The 15,248-nt window shown below is 42.7% G+C and carries 13 protein-coding genes and 1 pseudogene; 7 read left to right on the top strand and 7 right to left on the bottom strand.

Translation table 11 applies throughout. The features are described 5' to 3' along the window. Nucleotides 1–30: 30 nt before the first annotated feature. From I6E84_RS08235 to ilvA, 4 genes and pseudogenes are all read right to left on the bottom strand, one after another. On the bottom strand, nt 31–528 hold the full coding sequence (locus I6E84_RS08235) for a low molecular weight protein-tyrosine-phosphatase (RefSeq protein WP_413786946.1): 498 nt from the start codon (nt 526–528) through the stop codon (nt 31–33). A gap of 204 nt (nt 529–732) precedes the next feature. Further along, on the bottom strand, nt 733–1,155 hold the full coding sequence (locus I6E84_RS08230) for an RNA-binding S4 domain-containing protein (RefSeq protein WP_110923797.1): 423 nt from the start codon (nt 1,153–1,155) through the stop codon (nt 733–735). Between the two features lie 141 nt (nt 1,156–1,296). Then, nucleotides 1,297–1,443: pseudogene (locus I6E84_RS08225) on the bottom strand (excalibur calcium-binding domain-containing protein); the annotation flags it as partial. A 355-nt stretch (nt 1,444–1,798) separates the two neighbouring features. Beyond that, nucleotides 1,799–3,352, bottom strand: a complete 1,554-nt coding sequence (gene ilvA, locus I6E84_RS08220; RefSeq protein ID WP_197101379.1) for a threonine ammonia-lyase, biosynthetic — start codon at nt 3,350–3,352, stop codon at nt 1,799–1,801. Nucleotides 3,353–3,546: 194 nt separating this feature from the next. Here ilvA and I6E84_RS08215 point away from each other — a divergent pair, with 194 nt between their 5' ends. The 5 genes from I6E84_RS08215 (at nt 3,547) to rpiA (ending at nt 7,388) form a co-directional block, all read left to right on the top strand. After that, entirely contained in the window at nt 3,547–3,909 is a 363-nt protein-coding gene (locus tag I6E84_RS08215) for an ArsR/SmtB family transcription factor (protein ID WP_197217402.1), read from the top strand. 165 nt (nt 3,910–4,074) lie between these two features. Further along, on the top strand, nt 4,075–4,482 hold the full coding sequence (gene arsC / locus I6E84_RS08210) for an arsenate reductase (glutaredoxin) (protein WP_197217401.1): 408 nt from the start codon (nt 4,075–4,077) through the stop codon (nt 4,480–4,482). Further along, entirely contained in the window at nt 4,469–5,227 is a 759-nt protein-coding gene (gene arsH / locus I6E84_RS08205) for an arsenical resistance protein ArsH (protein WP_197217400.1), read from the top strand. Before arsC ends, arsH begins: the two co-directional genes overlap by 14 nt. 67 nt (nt 5,228–5,294) lie before the next feature. Beyond that, on the top strand, nt 5,295–6,605 hold the full coding sequence (locus I6E84_RS08200; RefSeq protein WP_197217399.1) for an arsenic transporter: 1,311 nt from the start codon (nt 5,295–5,297) through the stop codon (nt 6,603–6,605). A 123-nt stretch (nt 6,606–6,728) separates the two neighbouring features. Further along, entirely contained in the window at nt 6,729–7,388 is a 660-nt protein-coding gene (rpiA, locus tag I6E84_RS08195) for a ribose-5-phosphate isomerase RpiA (protein ID WP_197217398.1), read from the top strand. 144 nt (nt 7,389–7,532) lie between these two features. On the opposite strand, the gene argF is transcribed toward rpiA, so the two are convergent. The 3 genes from argF to dnaB all read right to left on the bottom strand — a co-directional run bounded on the left by argF (nt 7,533) and on the right by dnaB (nt 11,289). Next, nucleotides 7,533–8,450: an ornithine carbamoyltransferase gene (argF, locus tag I6E84_RS08190; RefSeq protein WP_110923803.1), complete on the bottom strand. Its 918-nt coding sequence runs from the start codon at nt 8,448–8,450 to the stop codon at nt 7,533–7,535. A 186-nt stretch (nt 8,451–8,636) separates the two neighbouring features. Continuing rightward, the gene (gene alr, locus I6E84_RS08185) at nt 8,637–9,743 is read right to left on the bottom strand and encodes an alanine racemase (RefSeq protein WP_197217397.1); all 1,107 of its coding nucleotides are present in this window, start codon (nt 9,741–9,743) and stop codon (nt 8,637–8,639) included. 142 nt (nt 9,744–9,885) lie between these two features. Beyond that, the gene (gene dnaB, locus I6E84_RS08180) at nt 9,886–11,289 is read right to left on the bottom strand and encodes a replicative DNA helicase (RefSeq protein ID WP_110923805.1); all 1,404 of its coding nucleotides are present in this window, start codon (nt 11,287–11,289) and stop codon (nt 9,886–9,888) included. A gap of 337 nt (nt 11,290–11,626) precedes the next feature. Between dnaB and pdxA the strand changes: the two genes are divergently transcribed. Then, complete coding sequence (gene pdxA, locus I6E84_RS08175; protein WP_197217568.1) at nt 11,627–12,712, top strand: 4-hydroxythreonine-4-phosphate dehydrogenase PdxA; 1,086 nt, start codon at nt 11,627–11,629, stop codon at nt 12,710–12,712. A gap of 1,552 nt (nt 12,713–14,264) precedes the next feature. Further along, entirely contained in the window at nt 14,265–15,128 is an 864-nt protein-coding gene (gene rsmA, locus I6E84_RS08170; RefSeq protein ID WP_110923808.1) for a 16S rRNA (adenine(1518)-N(6)/adenine(1519)-N(6))-dimethyltransferase RsmA, read from the top strand. The last annotated feature ends 120 nt before the right edge of the window (nt 15,129–15,248 follow it).

Here is a 15,248-nt window from a genome sequence, read left to right as displayed (position 1 = left end):
ACAAAATGCGTGTAAATCTAGCTTTTATCGCTAGCAAGCTTTCCAGCTTTCAATCCAAGCTTGTGCGCTTGATTCTATACGTTCAATGACTTCTTCAAAGTCATCGGCCCCACCCTTATAAGGGTCAGGCACATCATCACCGCCATACGTTGGGTCTTCTTCACTGAATAATGCCAGCTTGGCCATACTGTTTTCAGTATCTGCTAGATTGTTTTTGAGCGCTTGCAAGTCGGCTAAGTTCTGCGCATCCATTGCCAAAATCAAATCAAAATTGCGGAAGTCATCGTTATTTATTTGGCGTGCGATGAGTTTATTGATTTTATAACCATGTGCTTTGGCATGACGCTGTGCTCGTTCATCGGGTTTATGACCGATATGCCAATCCCCTGTGCCTGCAGAGTCCACTTTTATTGATAATCCAGCAATCGCTGCTTGCTGACGAAACACTTCTTCAGCAGTTGGTGAACGGCAAATATTTCCTAAACAAACCAATAATACAGACGATGGCGTACAGGTTTTCATCAGCATAATATGACCTTGTATAACAAAAAAAACATGCCATAAGAGACCAGCATTATTAGTGCGGCTTTTATCAGCATGCAATTGATTGAATCGGCTGTCAGCGTAACGGTTAATGCTGTAAATGGCAAGAGTGTAGGCTGAACAATATGGTCATATGACACAATATTGATGGCGATATGGTCTATGATTCAGTGTAATAATGGCGGTATTTTAGTCTTGCTTGCTTTTAAAGCGCTGAATGTCACGACGCTCTTTTTTGTTGGGTTTGTTATCAGGGCGAGCAAGATTGGCAAGCTTGCGTTGCTCTGCATGATAGGCGCGGCGATTTTCGCTCTCGTCAGTTTCTGAATACAATACTTCAGCTGCGCTCGCATTACCGCGTTGAGTGGTTAGCGCTTCCACGATGACTGTTTTTTCAGTCATGGCAGTGGCTGAGCCTTGGCGGATGGTTAATTCATCTCCGACCGCAATCTCTTTGCTGGTTTTTACACGGCTACCAGCGTAGTGAACTCGTCCACCTTCGATGGCTTGTTTGGCAAGTGTGCGTGTTCGATAAAAACGTGCTGCCCAAAGCCACTTATCAAGGCGAATTTTGGCTAAGCCTTGGGTTTTGCTATTTGTATTATTCTGCATAACAGCTACTCTATATGGATGTCTGTATTTATTTAAAATAAGCTAATCTTAATGAGATTAGGGCATACTTTATATTTGCAAATAAGTTTTTGTGATTGATGTGCTGGATAGGGAATATATTATATTTATAGTTTATAGAAATCAGTTACACCATTGTTGTTCACAAGGTATGCCATCATGATTGCCGTCCATTTTTGTATTAGGACAGTGTTGTGTAAAGTAAGTTGCCTCCTCGCACGAAGTCATCTGAGAGCAGTGTTGTCTACCATCACATGAAAAGCTTGACGTTGTTGGTTGTGAATTTATTGTCGGCTTTTAATTTGTGGATGACTCTGCTTCTGAACCTGTATCTATATAAGTAGGTTGTATTTCATCTGAATCAGCAGAGGTTAGCGCAGCACCTACTGGAGGTGTGTTGGATGAATCCGTGATAGAGCTACTCGGTGCTCTCTCAGGTTGAAAAAGTTTATAACCCACAACTACCAAAACCAGTAGTATTAGGATCATTAATATATTTTTCATCATTGCTTCACACTCATTAATAACTGTTAAAAACTAACTGTTGCTACCATCCGCTCGCTATTGTCAGCCTTTTAATGGATTAAAAAACTGACAGAGTAGAGAGTGATTGATACCTGCTTTATTATTTCAAAAACAATTGATAGCCGATATTGTCATTGAGCATCGTACAGTCGTAACCAATATCAAGCAGCGCGTCTTGTAGCTGGCGAGAGTTGCTCTCTGAGGCTTGTAGGCCTACCAGTACGCGACCTTCAGCGGCACCGTGATTGCGATAATGAAACAAGGTAATATTAAAATCGTCACCAAGCTTCTCTAAGAAAGTAAGCAATGCGCCTGGACGTTCTGGGAACACCACACTTAATAACTGCTCGTTTTCGACGTGCGCATGACCACCGATCAAGTGACGGATATGAGATTTAGCAATGTCATCATCGGTTAAATCATGGGCAGTGTAGCCATCAGCAGCCAATTGATTGCTGATAGTTTGACGCTCTTTATCCCCTTCTTTTAAGGCGATACCGACGAATATCGAGGCAGGCTCCATAGAGTCTGGTGATTTTTTGCTATCAGCACGGTAGTTAAATTCAGTGATATTACGTCCATGCAGGCTACGACAGAAGTTTAAGAAAGCGCCCGTTTGCTCAGGGATAGTCACGCCAAAGATGGCTTCTTTTTTCTCACCGATTTCGGTACGCTCAGCGATATAACGCAGACGGTCAAAATTCATATTGGCACCGCAGATAATACCGACACAGTTTTTGCCTTGCAGGTTATTGGCTGCGATATATTTTTTCATGCCTGCAACAGACAAGGCGCCAGCAGGCTCGACGATGCTACGGTTTTCTTCAAAGATATCTTTGACGGCGGCGCAGACTTCATCATTGGTGCAGGTAATCACATCAGATTCGACGATAGGGCCTGAATTATCACTTTTTTGTGTACGGACGACTTCAAAAGGCAGCTCGCCAATTTGAGCAACCGCCACACCATCGACGAATAAGCCAACTTGTTCTAACTTAACGCGCTCACCTGTTTCCAGTGCTGCCTTTAAACAAGCAGATTGTTCAGCCTCTACAGCGATAACTTTGACATGTGGAGCCACTGCGCCTAAAAAGGCCGCGACACCAGAGATGAGACCACCGCCGCCAACCGCAACGAAAACGTAGTCCATGTTGCGCCACTGCTGGGTCAGCTCCAGACCAATAGTGCCTTGTCCAGCAATAACCAATTCATCATCGTAAGGCGGGATAAAGGTTAAGCCTTCGGTCTCAGCACGATTGATTGCATAACGGTTGGCTTCATCGAAGCTGTCGCCATGCAAATCAACATTGCCACCCAGTGCTCTCACGGCATCTACTTTGATGTCAGGCGTGGTGGTCGGCATAACAATGATGTTGTTAAGATCAAGTTTGCGAGCAGAATAGGCCACGCCTTGTGCGTGATTGCCCGCCGATGCGCAAATGACACCGCGCGCTTTTTGCTCATCGTTCAATTGGCTAATACGGTTGTAGGCACCGCGCAATTTAAAGGACTTGACGGGTTGTAAATCTTCGCGTTTAAAACGAATGTCATTAGCAAAACGTTGGGTCAGCTTGGGTGCCGCTTCAAGTGGTGTTTGAATCGCAACGTCATAGACGGTGGCTTGTAAGATGGCTCGTACCCAGTTTGACAGCATAATGATCCCTAATACAGGTTGTATATGAATATAAAAACGAAATAGATTAGCCTATGCCGATTTTGATTATCTTGCAAGACCCTATTGCAGTTTTTGCAATGATTTCAAGTTTTGATGATAGATAAGGTCAGTTTTGTACAAATATTTTATTAAAAAATATTGAATAATTTTAATATGTCTATATTATTGGACATATGGAAATAAATAATGCTATCGCAAGCTTTGCTGCGCTCTCTCAAGATACTCGTTTAAAAGCCTTTAGGTTGCTTGTTAGTCAAGAGCCTGAAGGACTGCCTGCGGGTGAAATTGCCCGTCAATTATCCGTACCACATAACACCATGTCAGCGCATCTATCAGTGCTGGCACGAGCAGGGTGGGTGGTTTCACAACGCCACAGCCGACAGATTATCTATCGTGCTTCGCTATCGCACATGGAAGCTGTCGTTCAGTTTCTATTGCAGGACTGCTGCGCGGGCCATCCAGAATTGTGTGCGTCCCTTATGGACAGTCTAAGTGGATGTGGGGTCGTTAATACTAATGACTCAAACAGCAAGTAAGATAACTCTTAAGACTATATTTGAGATAAAGCTTAAGACAGTATCTAATGCCATTATTGAGCGAATCTGTAAGACAAACATAACGTCAAAATCAATTTTATTGATTATATTCAAATAATATATTCAGAATTCAAACAACATATTCAGACAATAAGTGAAATCACTATGACATCATTAATTTTTCATAATCCCAAATGCGGAACCTCTCGTAATACCTTAGCCATTATGCATGCTTCAGGTGAGCATCCTGAAGTAGTGGAATACTTGAAAACCCCACCAGCCCGTGAATACTTGGTAGAACTATTGGCAAAAATGAATATCGCGCCAAGAGAGCTATTACGAAGCAAAGAGTCCATTAACGATGAATTAGGATTAGACAATCCTGAATTATCTGATGATCAGATCATCGATGCGATGATTGCCCATCCTATTTTAATCAACCGACCTATAGTGCTCACAAATAAAGGCGCCGCGTTATGCCGTCCATCAGAGCGAGTGTTTGAGTTGCTAGAGCATCCAGTGAGTCGTTTTACTAAAGAAGATGGGGAAGTCATTCATCATGGCAAACGCTAACACAGAACAGTCTGGCTTAGACAATGTACCGAATTTAGATGAATTACCTAATATTGCTGCAAGTGAAATTCAAGCGATTGATATTGAAGCGTTGATTGCTCCAAATGATTCGCGCCATCCACCCAAAATATTGGTGCTATATGGCTCTTTGCGTGCCCGCTCATTTTCTAGGCTGGCAAGCGAGGAGGCAAGTCGATTATTGCGTTGGTATGGTTGTGACGTTCGGACATTTGATCCGACGGGCTTGCCACTGCCTGATGCTGCCGATGCAGATCATCCCAAAGTGCAAGAGCTGCGAGAGCTGGCACAGTGGTCAGAGGGTATGCTCTGGGTAAGTCCAGAACGGCATGGCAGCATGACCAGTATCATGAAAGCACAAATCGATTGGATTCCACTATCATTGGGAGGCGTGCGTCCGACCCAAGGTAAAACATTGGCAGTGATGCAAGTCAGTGGCGGTAGTCAAAGCTTCAATACCGTTAATCAGCTACGTATCCTTGGTCGTTGGATGCGCATGATTACTATCCCGAATCAATCGTCTATCCCCAAGGCATTTTTGGAATTTAACGATGACGATCGCATGGATAAGTCACCTTTATATCTGCGTCTTGTTGATGTCTGTGAGGAGTTGGTGAAATTTACTTGGCTGACTCGTGGGCGCTCAGCCTATCTGACCGATCGCTACTCTGAACGGGTAGAAAGCACTGAAGAACTATCCAAGCGCGTCAATCAAAAATCACTCTAATTCACTCTCTCATCATGTATTTTTTAATACGGCTTCTTATAATAATTGAGCTTAGAAAGGTTACTCGATGATCGCATTGACTATATTTATCGTCACGTTAATTTTAGTGATTTGGCAACCTAAAGGACTGGGTATCGGCTGGAGCGCAATGGGTGGTGCATCGATCGCCTTAGTATTTGGCGTGGTACAGTTCTCCGATATTGGAGTTGTGTGGGATATTGTTTGGGATGCGACTTTTACCTTTGTCGCTCTGATTATTATCTCTCTTATCTTAGATAGAGCTGGATTTTTTGGTTGGGCAGCTTTGCATGTGGCTCGATTGGGCAATGGGCAAGGAAGATTACTATTTCCTATGATTGTGATTTTAGGCGCATTCATTTCAGCCTTCTTCGCCAACGATGGAGCAGCATTGCTATTGACCCCGATTGTCATCGCTATCTTGCTGCGTCTTAAGTTCTCACCGCCATCTGCTTTGGCTTTTATCATCGCGACAGGCTTTATTGCTGATACCGCGAGCCTACCGTTAGTGACATCCAATCTAGTTAATATCGTCAGTGCCAATTACTTTGATATTGGCTTTGGACGTTATGCGGCAGTCATGGTGCCAGTCAACATCGTCTCTGTGTTAGCGACACTCGCCGTGTTATGGGTCGTCTATGCGCGGCATATTCCAAAACACTACTCTGTTGCTGAACTGCGTGCGCCAGAGTCCGCGATTGAAGATCCGCTCGTTTTTAAGGCGGCTTTTCCGCTTTTAGCCTTACTACTCGTCGCGTACTTTACGACTGAATCATTGGGCATTGCTATTTCGTTTGTGACAGGCGTCGCTGCGCTGGTGCTAATGGCAATCGCAGGACGGTGGTGGCAAGGTGGACGCGGTGCAGTGGTTTCAGTATCTGATGTTTTGCGAAAGGCTCCTTGGCAAATTGTCTTGTTTTCAATCGGTATGTATTTGGTGGTTTATGGTTTGGGTAATGCAGGCTTGACGGCCTATGGTGCTCAAATTTTAAATTGGCTAGGGCAGCAGGGTACGGTCATCGCAACATTAGGAACGGGATTCCTCTCTGCTATTGTGGCATCTATCATGAATAATATGCCGTCTACCTTAGTTGGTGCACTGGCTATCGATAGTGCGCAAGTACCAGACGCCACTCGTGAGCTCATGATTTATGCCAACGTGATTGGTAATGACTTGGGGCCGAAATTTACGCCTATCGGTAGCCTTGCGACATTATTGTGGCTCCATGTATTGGCAGAAAAAGACTATAAAATCAGTTGGGGACAGTACATGAAAATTGGGCTGATTATTACGCCGCCCGTATTATTGGTCACGCTATTGGCCTTAGTCTTGTGGTTGCCTTATCTGTCTACATTTTAAAGGTTGAGTAAATCTCTTGTGATTAGCGTGGTTATTACGCTGACATCGATCAAACTCATCGGGTATAATAGCGGCGCATTTTACCTCTTTTATAATGATACGTTTATTTTCCAAGGATTTATGATGAGTGATCAGCAAGCACAAAAGCAAGCCGCAGCCAAAGCTGCTCTAAACTATGTCGAAGATGGCATGATACTGGGCGTAGGCACAGGTAGTACAGTTAATTGCTTGATTGAATTATTGCCGACAGTAAAGCTTGCTGGCGCAGTTGCTAGCTCACAGGTCACTGAAGACAAACTTCGTGCCCTTGGTATTGAGATCGTTGATTTAAACTTTGCTGGTACGCTTGATATTTATATCGATGGTGCGGACGAAGTAAATGAGCATTTGCAGCTCATTAAGGGCGGTGGCGGCGCGCTTACTCGTGAGAAAATCGTGGCAGCGGCTTCTAATAAATTTATATGCATGGTTGATGAGAGTAAAAGTGTCGAGATGCTTGGACGTGAGTTTCCAGTACCGATTGAAGTATTACCACAAGCACGCTCTTATGTTGCACGCCAATTGGTGAGTCTAGGCGGTGAGCCAGTTTACCGTGAAGATTTCGTGACCGATTATGGAAACGTGATTTTAGACACCTATGATCTGGATGTGAGCAATCCAATAGAGCTTGAGCAAACGCTAAATAATATCGTAGGTGTGGTATGCAATGGTATATTTGCTGCCAATCAAGCCGATGTATTGTTAAAAGCTGGTAGTAATGGGGTGACAACACTAACTCGTTAAAATTTTTTACTCGTTACAAGACACTCATCCGTTAAAAACGCTATAGTAGCTTGTTATGTAGTAGCAATAAAAAGGCAGACCGCAATCAATGTGGTCTGCCTTTTTTATGTTTATTCTTTGATAAATAACTTATAGCTATATTTTTTAGATTTTGATTTTGTCTTTTAACAAAAATTCCATTAATGCTTTTTGTGCATGCAAGCGGTTCTCTGCTTCATCCCACACCACTGAACGTGGATCATCTAGCATATCATGAGAGATTTCCTCACCACGATGCGCAGGCAAGCAATGCATAAACACGACTTCAGGATCAGCTTTGTCTAGCAGTGATGGTGTTACCTGATAAGGCGCAAAACGACGGGCGCGGGTGTTTTGCTCTGACTCTTGTCCCATGCTTGCCCATACATCGGTGACGATTAGGTTTGAGTCTTTTGCCGCATCTTGTACATTTTCGACGAGGCTGACGCAATGAGAGAAGCGTTCCATCAATTTAGGGTCTGGCTCAAAGCCATAAGGCGCTGCCACACGTAGCTCAAAACCAAACTGATTGGCCGCTTGCATAAATGATGAACACATATTATTGCCATCACCGACCCACGTCACGATTTTGTTTTCGATACTGCCGCGATGCTCATAATAGGTCTGCATATCAGCAAGCAACTGGCAAGGGTGGTACTCATCAGTAAGTGCATTGATAATCGGTACACTTGAGTATTCAGCAAATGTCTCGACATTTTCGTGACCAAAGGTACGAATCATGATGATATCAACCATACTAGAGATTACACGAGCAGAGTCCTCTAGCGGCTCACCACGTCCAAGCTGTGTGTCATTTGGCGACAAGAAGATAGCACTACCACCAAACTGGCCCATACCTGTTTCAAAAGAAATACGCGTGCGGGTTGAGGATTTTTCAAAAATCATACCCAGCGTACGACCAACAAAAGGCTGATATATCTCGCCAGCATGTTGCATCTTACGTAATTCGCTTGCGCGTTTGATAAGGGTTTCTAGTTCTTGTTTGGTTAAATCAGATAGGGTCAAAAAATGGCGCAAACTCATAGTAATCCTAGCAGTCGATCGCAGTCAGTGAAACGTTATCAGTCTTCAATAGCATCGCATCAGTGCGCATACTGGGGTGACAACAAACTTTTAGTATAGCGCAATTACTTCTAATGTAAACGCCCAATTTAGTCTGATTGCTCAGTCACTCCAGTACTCGGCAACTTCACCGTCGTATTATGATTATTAGGCTTGCACACGCTTTGGACGTATGCTCAGGCGGCATAGCAGTTCATAGCTAATGGTACCTGCATGTGCAGCGACCTCATCAACGTGCGGTGCATCGCCCCATAACATTACCTTACTGTCTAAAGCAATGTCTTCTGGCGCAGTACTGACATCAATGACAATCATATCCATTGCCACGCGTCCAATGACCGCGCATCGATAGCTTTGATTATTGCTCGTGTCAATGACAGAGACATAAGCGTCATCGTTGACGACACGAGGGTAGCCATCTCCGTAGCCGATACTGACTAGAGCTGTTCTGGTGTCTTTTTGTGCGATCCAACGACTGCCATAACCAATAGCATGGTCTGCATTGACTGTCTGTAGAGCGATAATTTGCGCGCTAAAATCCATCGCTGGCTGTAAATCTAATTCCTGTGCGCTTTGATCAACGACAGGTGAGCTACCATATAAAATAATACCTGGACGTATCCAATCATAATGATGCTCTGAAAAATTGACGATACCAGCTGAATTACACAATGAACCCTTAATCTCAGCGCTAACAGTCTCTTGTAAAATGTTTAAAACGTCTGAAAAACGCTGTATTTGCATCGCATTTAATGGATGAGTGCTGTTGTCTGCATTGGCAAAATGCGTGGTGAGAATCAGTTGGTATCCAGCAGCATGAAGCTGTTTAGCGGCAGCAATCACACCCTCGGCATCGAAACCTAGGCGATTCATACCTGTATTGTATTTAATCCACACCACTCTAGTAGCACTACTAGCTGGTGGGATATTTTCCAATGCCCATTGCAACTGTGGCTCATGATGAATGACGCAGCTAATATCACTATCAATGGCTTGCTGCCACTCATCAGCGGTAAACGCACCTTCGATCAAACCAATCGTTTTATTCCAACCTAATTGTCGTGCTTCTAGTGCTTCAGTTAAGGTGGCGACTCCAATACCGTCTGCTTGCTGTAATGCTGGCAAAACTGCCGCTATCCCGTGTCCGTAAGCGTTGGATTTCACCATGGCCAGAACTTTAGAGTGTGGCGCCATTTTTTTAACTTGGGTGAGGTTATGAGTAATGGCTTTTGGTTTGATAGTGATAGTACGCATAATTGGCTTCTTTATTAGCAAAGTTATGAAGTGATAAAGCCAATGCTGCATCAATTGGATTGATGTGGCACTGGCTATGGTTACTGAGAGCTGTTTGTATTAAGTGTTTAAGGTTAAGCAAGCATAATCGGTAAAACTATGACTATTCATCATTCTCGAAACTGACATTTTGATAGTATTCTGGCGTCAGATTGATAAAGCGAGTAAATTGTCCTTCAAAGCCCAAACGTATGGTACCGATAGGGCCATTACGCTGTTTACCAATGATAATTTCAGCCACGCCTTTGTGATCTGAGTTCTCATTATAAACCTCATCACGGTAGATGAACATAATCAAATCGGCATCCTGCTCAATCGCACCTGATTCACGCAAATCTGACATAATTGGACGCTTGTTAGGACGGTTCTCTAGACTACGGTTAAGCTGCGATAGCGCAATTACTGGACACTCAAGTTCCCGTGCTAAGGCTTTTAGACTACGAGAAATCTCAGAGATTTCCCCAACACGGTTGCCATCTAGGTTTGGCACTTTCATCAACTGGAGATAATCGACTACGATAGCCCCAAGCTTGCCATCATGATTTTTGGCGATACGGCGACAGCGTGAACGCATCTCAGATGGTGGCAGGGCAGTACTATCATCGATATACAGGTGCTTAGATTGCAAATGCTGAATGGCATTCATCATTTTTGCCCATTCATCTTCATTCATTTGCCCAGAACGCAGATGCGTCTGATTAATCGCGCCCCATGATGATAGCAAGCGCATCACGATAGACTCCGCAGGCATCTCCATCGAAAACACCACGACTGGTAAGTCTTCGTTAAATAAGATGCCTTCTGCCAAGTTCATCGCAAAGGTTGTTTTACCCATCGACGGACGCGCGGCGACGATAATTAAATCGCCTGCCTGCAAACCTTGTGTTTTATTATTCAGCTCAGCGAATGGCGTTTGCAAACCAATCATGCCATCTGGATTGGATTTTAGCTCTTGGATTTTATCAATGACATTGGTCAACACCGAGGTAATGCCGACAGGGCCACGCTGTTCAGCGCGTTTATTATGCTGCTCATTAATACTAAATATCTTGCCTTCGACACTGTCTAAGATGTCACTAACGCTTTGGTCTTTCGGGTTATAAGCCAGTGTCAACATGTCATTGCCAGTGGTAATCAGCTGACGTAGTGTTGATAGTTCACGTACGCGCTGGGCGTAGGCCGTGAGGTTAAATAAGGTGGCAGGGCTTTGGCTCAAAATATCTGCCAAGTAACTGTCACCGCCCGCACCTTTGAGTAGTTTCTGTGCTTCCAACCAGTCATGCACCATGACCGTGTCATAAGGCTCATTGACCGCTGCCAAATGGGCAATCGCATCAAAGATGTATTGATGTCGCCCAGCATAAAAATCGTCTTTGGTAACGATATCGGCAATCTTGTCATACGCTTCTTCGATGCTCATCAAAGAGGCAAGCAACGCCTTTTCAATATCGATATTGTGCGGCGGTGTTTGATTGAGCAAGTCGTCGTTTTTTTCGGTATCTGCCATGAGTGCCTAATGTATCAAGAGTCGGTATGAAAGAGGGTGTAAATAGATATTTAATATAAGTGTTTGATGATTGGCAATAATACAGCAAAGCAAATGCGGTGTACTGCTACGATACAACACAAAATGCAGTCTCACGCTTGCCAGTAAATGCTACAATCAGATGCGAAAGTTTAACACATTATGGGCTTTTTTTAGACGCATACAGTAACTAAATCTGAAGCTATTAGGGTTGATCAGTGAAGAGATGGATTGCGGTTTTTAGATATAAAAACCATTATATTTAACCATAAAAACAATAAAATCAGATGTTTAATTAAGATATGGGGCTATTTTTATGATGCAAAATAAATTACCGTTGTTAATCACGACAGGCGAACCTGCTGGCATTGGTATGGACGTCGTACTGCTACTAGCGTCAGAAAATAAGTTGCAAGACTTTTCGCGGCCAATTTGGGTAACTGCGGATGCAGACGCAATGACAGAGCGTGCCAAAGAGCTTACCACTGCTGGTGTCTTAAAATTTTGCCCATCATGGCAGACGGTAGACGCAAATATAGAGGCAGATGATTTCTTAGAGCAGATGTCAACGAATATGAATCGTAGTGACGATGCTTTTATCCTGCTTCATACATCTTGTGCAGCACCAGTCATCTCTGGGCAAATCAATACTAGCAATTCAGCAATGGTGGCCAAACAATTGGACATTGCGCATAAGCTAGCATTCAATAAAACAGTCGCCGCCATCGTTACCGGCCCATTGCAAAAGTCCGCACTCATTGACGCAGACATTAAGTTATTAGATGGCAATATGTTTAGCGGCCACACTGAGTTTTTTATGCAGCAAAGTGGCTGTGAAAAAGTCGTGATGATGCTCGCCAATCAAGCCATGAAAGTGGCGCTTGTTACGACTCATTTAGCATTAAAAGACATACCGGCAGCTATTACGGCAGAGAATGTGCGCCAAACGGTACAGATTGTCATTGATGATATGCGAGAGAAATTTGGCTTAACGCAGCCCCGTATCTTAGTTTGTGGGCTTAATCCACATGCAGGCGAGGGCGGCCATCTAGGTATGGAAGAGATTGAGGTTATCAATCCGGTGTTGCATGAGTTTATCGAAGCAGGGGTCGATATATCAGAGGCGATGCCAGCGGATACGTTATTTACCCCAAGGCATTTAGCAAACTGTGATGCGGTGATTGCTATGTATCATGACCAAGGCTTACCAGTCCTCAAATCACACGGATTTGGTGATACGGTTAATCTAACCTTAGGATTGCCTTATATTCGCACATCGGTTGATCACGGTACAGCACTTGACTTGGCAGGCCGTGGTGGTGCGAGTGCGACTAGCTTATATCAAGCGTTAAATATGGCCAATGAGATGGCGGATAAATCACTTATTGAAAAACCTCTTGCATAAGTCGGTGCCTTAACAAAATTTTTTACGCAGTATTGGATAAGGTTACCGTCAATAGGTCCTATTTATGAACCATTAAATAGGACCTATTTTAAGTGGTCTATTAATAGGTTTTAAGGGTGAAGTAGCTGGTTACGCTGAGGTATACCTTAAATGGCTTTCAATTTAGCCTCGACAATACTAAAGTCTACTATTAGAGTTTCATCTCTATATAAGGCTTCTATTTTATTGAAAGGAGGTTCTTCATAGTACCAACCATCTTTTTTTATAGTTACGAACTTTTGAAAAATAATGTCATCATCTTTATTCTCAATATAACGTTCTCCCAAAATATCATAAATTTTGTGTTAACTATTAGAGTTCAGAATTATACTGTGAGTAGCTGTTTTCTCAGGGAATAGAACTCGGGAGCTTTCACCGTTACAGTCTACACCGTCTCCATATGCTTCTAAATACATATCAGCACTCATTAACTGTCTTTCTACAATTATCTCCCAATTTGCTTGTAGCCAATCATCTTTAAAGGAGCCTATGGAATCCGTACATATTAACTGCTCAATATGAGGCCAGTACAAACATAATAGATAAACATAGTCTTTTAATGCTTTGTTAATTATCATTTTACTGCGTGCTCCAATACTTTTAGCTTTTTATTAAAGGGTAGTATTCTAAATACCAACCTCTGCTATTAAATCCGTACAAGCAAACTTGGGATATTTTGCATTAGACAGTTTAATAGACCTCTTGCATAAGTCATTGCTAGCCCTTGTGACTCCGTCAGTGGAAGTCAATGAACTGGTACTTTTGCCAGAAGTCTATTCAAAATATTATGAGCAATCTACAGATGATGAATAATCAAACTTTTTCATATTTATAAGATTATTGCCACTCATATAGTTGCGTCTCTCTTTTGATATATCTTTATCATCTAAAAAATCTTCAAATTTAGAATAGCTACTTATCAGAAGATTCTCACCAGTACAGACATCGACATAAAAATAAAATAGTGATGTATTTGTTCGATTTCTGTTGGAGCTCATTGAACCGTAGATTTGTGATCCTTCGACGTACCATGAATCTAAGCCACTAATATAGCCTAGCTTCTGATTGTCAAAAATTAGACGATGCTCACCACCTATAGTTCTTTTTAGTTTTAAGTCATCTAATATTTGTATTGGATACAAGTAATAGATAGCAGTAGATATAACTATAATTAAAGCTAGAACAGACGAAATTACTCTCATTATTTTCATAACTAATTAATTTCCTCAGGGGTTATGACGGTATTTATATTATTTTTTATCATCCCTGTTCCTACAAAATGTAGCGTTGTTAGCCTGATACAGGCTGTCATTGTTCCCATAAGAGACGTTATGACAAATGATGTTGGGTAGAAGACGTCACGGTATCTATTGCGATAAAGTATGGGTAGCTTATCGATAATCATGTTTCAACAATACAGCCTAATTCTGAGCTGTGGTATAATTCATCATTATATAATTGGCATATTGCTGCCATTATCGCCCATTTATCTTTTACACATTAAGACTCTTCTATGTCCAAAACTCCGTTTGATGCTCAATCTATTTCCAACAGCCTACGTGCTGTTAAACACCAACCGCGTAAGCGCTTTGGTCAAAACTTCTTGCATGATGGCAGCGTCATTCGCGAAATCGTTGAAAGCATTCGTCTCGAGCGCGATGACAATCTAATCGAGATTGGGCCGGGAATGGGTGCGTTGACTGAGCCACTATTGGCAGAAGTCGATGCGATGACCGTAGTAGAGTTGGATCGTGATTTGGCAGACAGTTTGCGTATCCGTATTGGTGCCAACAGTCATCCGAATTTTGAGATTATCAAAGATAACGCGATGCATGTGGACTATCGCGAGCTGTATAGTCCTGAGCGCGGCAAGCTACGTGTGGTAGGTAACCTGCCATATAACATCTCTACCCCGATACTTTTTCATTTACTCAGTTATGCCGACGTGATTCAAGACATGCACTTTATGTTGCAAAAGGAAGTGGTTGAGCGTATCACTGCTGATGTTGGTAGCAAAACTTATGGTCGCTTATCCGTTATTATGCAATATCACTGCGGTACAGATTATCTATTGACCGTACCACGCGGTGCTTTTAATCCACCGCCGAAAGTAACCAGTGCTGTATTTCGTTTGACGCCGCATATCACTAAACCAGTCGTGGCAGAAGATGAAGAATATTTTGCGATTGTCGTACGCGAAACCTTTAACCATCGTCGTAAGACACTACGTGCGATTTTTAAGAAATCTACGCTATTGCCAACGTTGAGCGAAGAAGATTTCGCGGCTTGCGCCATCGACCCACAAGCGCGTCCTGAAGTCTTAAGTGTGAAAGATTTTGTCAATTTGAGCAATCAGGCACGCAAAGTAGAAGGTTAGTTTAATCCAACTTAATATTGAACACCTCTCAAAATATTCACATATAATTATTCACCTAAAACTATTTATATAAGAGTACTCACTTAAGAGTGCTCTTATATAAATTTATATCTAAAAAGC

This window comes from Psychrobacter sp. SCQQ22 (assembly GCF_015864605.1).
GTDB classification, from domain to species: Bacteria; Pseudomonadota; Gammaproteobacteria; order Pseudomonadales; family Moraxellaceae; genus Psychrobacter; species Psychrobacter fozii.
The sequence above is the reverse complement of the archived record's forward strand: the minus strand, read 5'-3'. Positions and strand labels throughout refer to the sequence as shown.

Bases quoted from the DNA above. Each gene is read 5' to 3' on its own strand.
- I6E84_RS08215 (WP_197217402.1), top strand. From the start codon at position 3,547: ATGGAAATAAATAATGCTATCGCAAGCTTTGCTGCGCTCTCTCAAGAT.
- argF (WP_110923803.1), bottom strand. From the start codon at position 8,450: ATGAGTTTGCGCCATTTTTTGACCCTATCTGATTTAACCAAACAAGAA.
- alr (WP_197217397.1), bottom strand. From the start codon at position 9,743: ATGCGTACTATCACTATCAAACCAAAAGCCATTACTCATAACCTCACC.
- I6E84_RS08235 (WP_413786946.1), bottom strand. From the start codon at position 528: ATGCTGATGAAAACCTGTACGCCATCGTCTGTATTATTGGTTTGTTTA.
- ilvA (WP_197101379.1), bottom strand. From the start codon at position 3,352: ATGCTGTCAAACTGGGTACGAGCCATCTTACAAGCCACCGTCTATGAC.
- rpiA (WP_197217398.1), top strand. From the start codon at position 6,729: ATGAGTGATCAGCAAGCACAAAAGCAAGCCGCAGCCAAAGCTGCTCTA.
- pdxA (WP_197217568.1), top strand. From the start codon at position 11,627: ATGCAAAATAAATTACCGTTGTTAATCACGACAGGCGAACCTGCTGGC.
- I6E84_RS08200 (WP_197217399.1), top strand. From the start codon at position 5,295: ATGATCGCATTGACTATATTTATCGTCACGTTAATTTTAGTGATTTGG.
- arsC (WP_197217401.1), top strand. From the start codon at position 4,075: ATGACATCATTAATTTTTCATAATCCCAAATGCGGAACCTCTCGTAAT.
- arsH (WP_197217400.1), top strand. From the start codon at position 4,469: ATGGCAAACGCTAACACAGAACAGTCTGGCTTAGACAATGTACCGAAT.
- rsmA (WP_110923808.1), top strand. From the start codon at position 14,265: ATGTCCAAAACTCCGTTTGATGCTCAATCTATTTCCAACAGCCTACGT.
- I6E84_RS08230 (WP_110923797.1), bottom strand. From the start codon at position 1,155: ATGCAGAATAATACAAATAGCAAAACCCAAGGCTTAGCCAAAATTCGC.
- dnaB (WP_110923805.1), bottom strand. From the start codon at position 11,289: ATGGCAGATACCGAAAAAAACGACGACTTGCTCAATCAAACACCGCCG.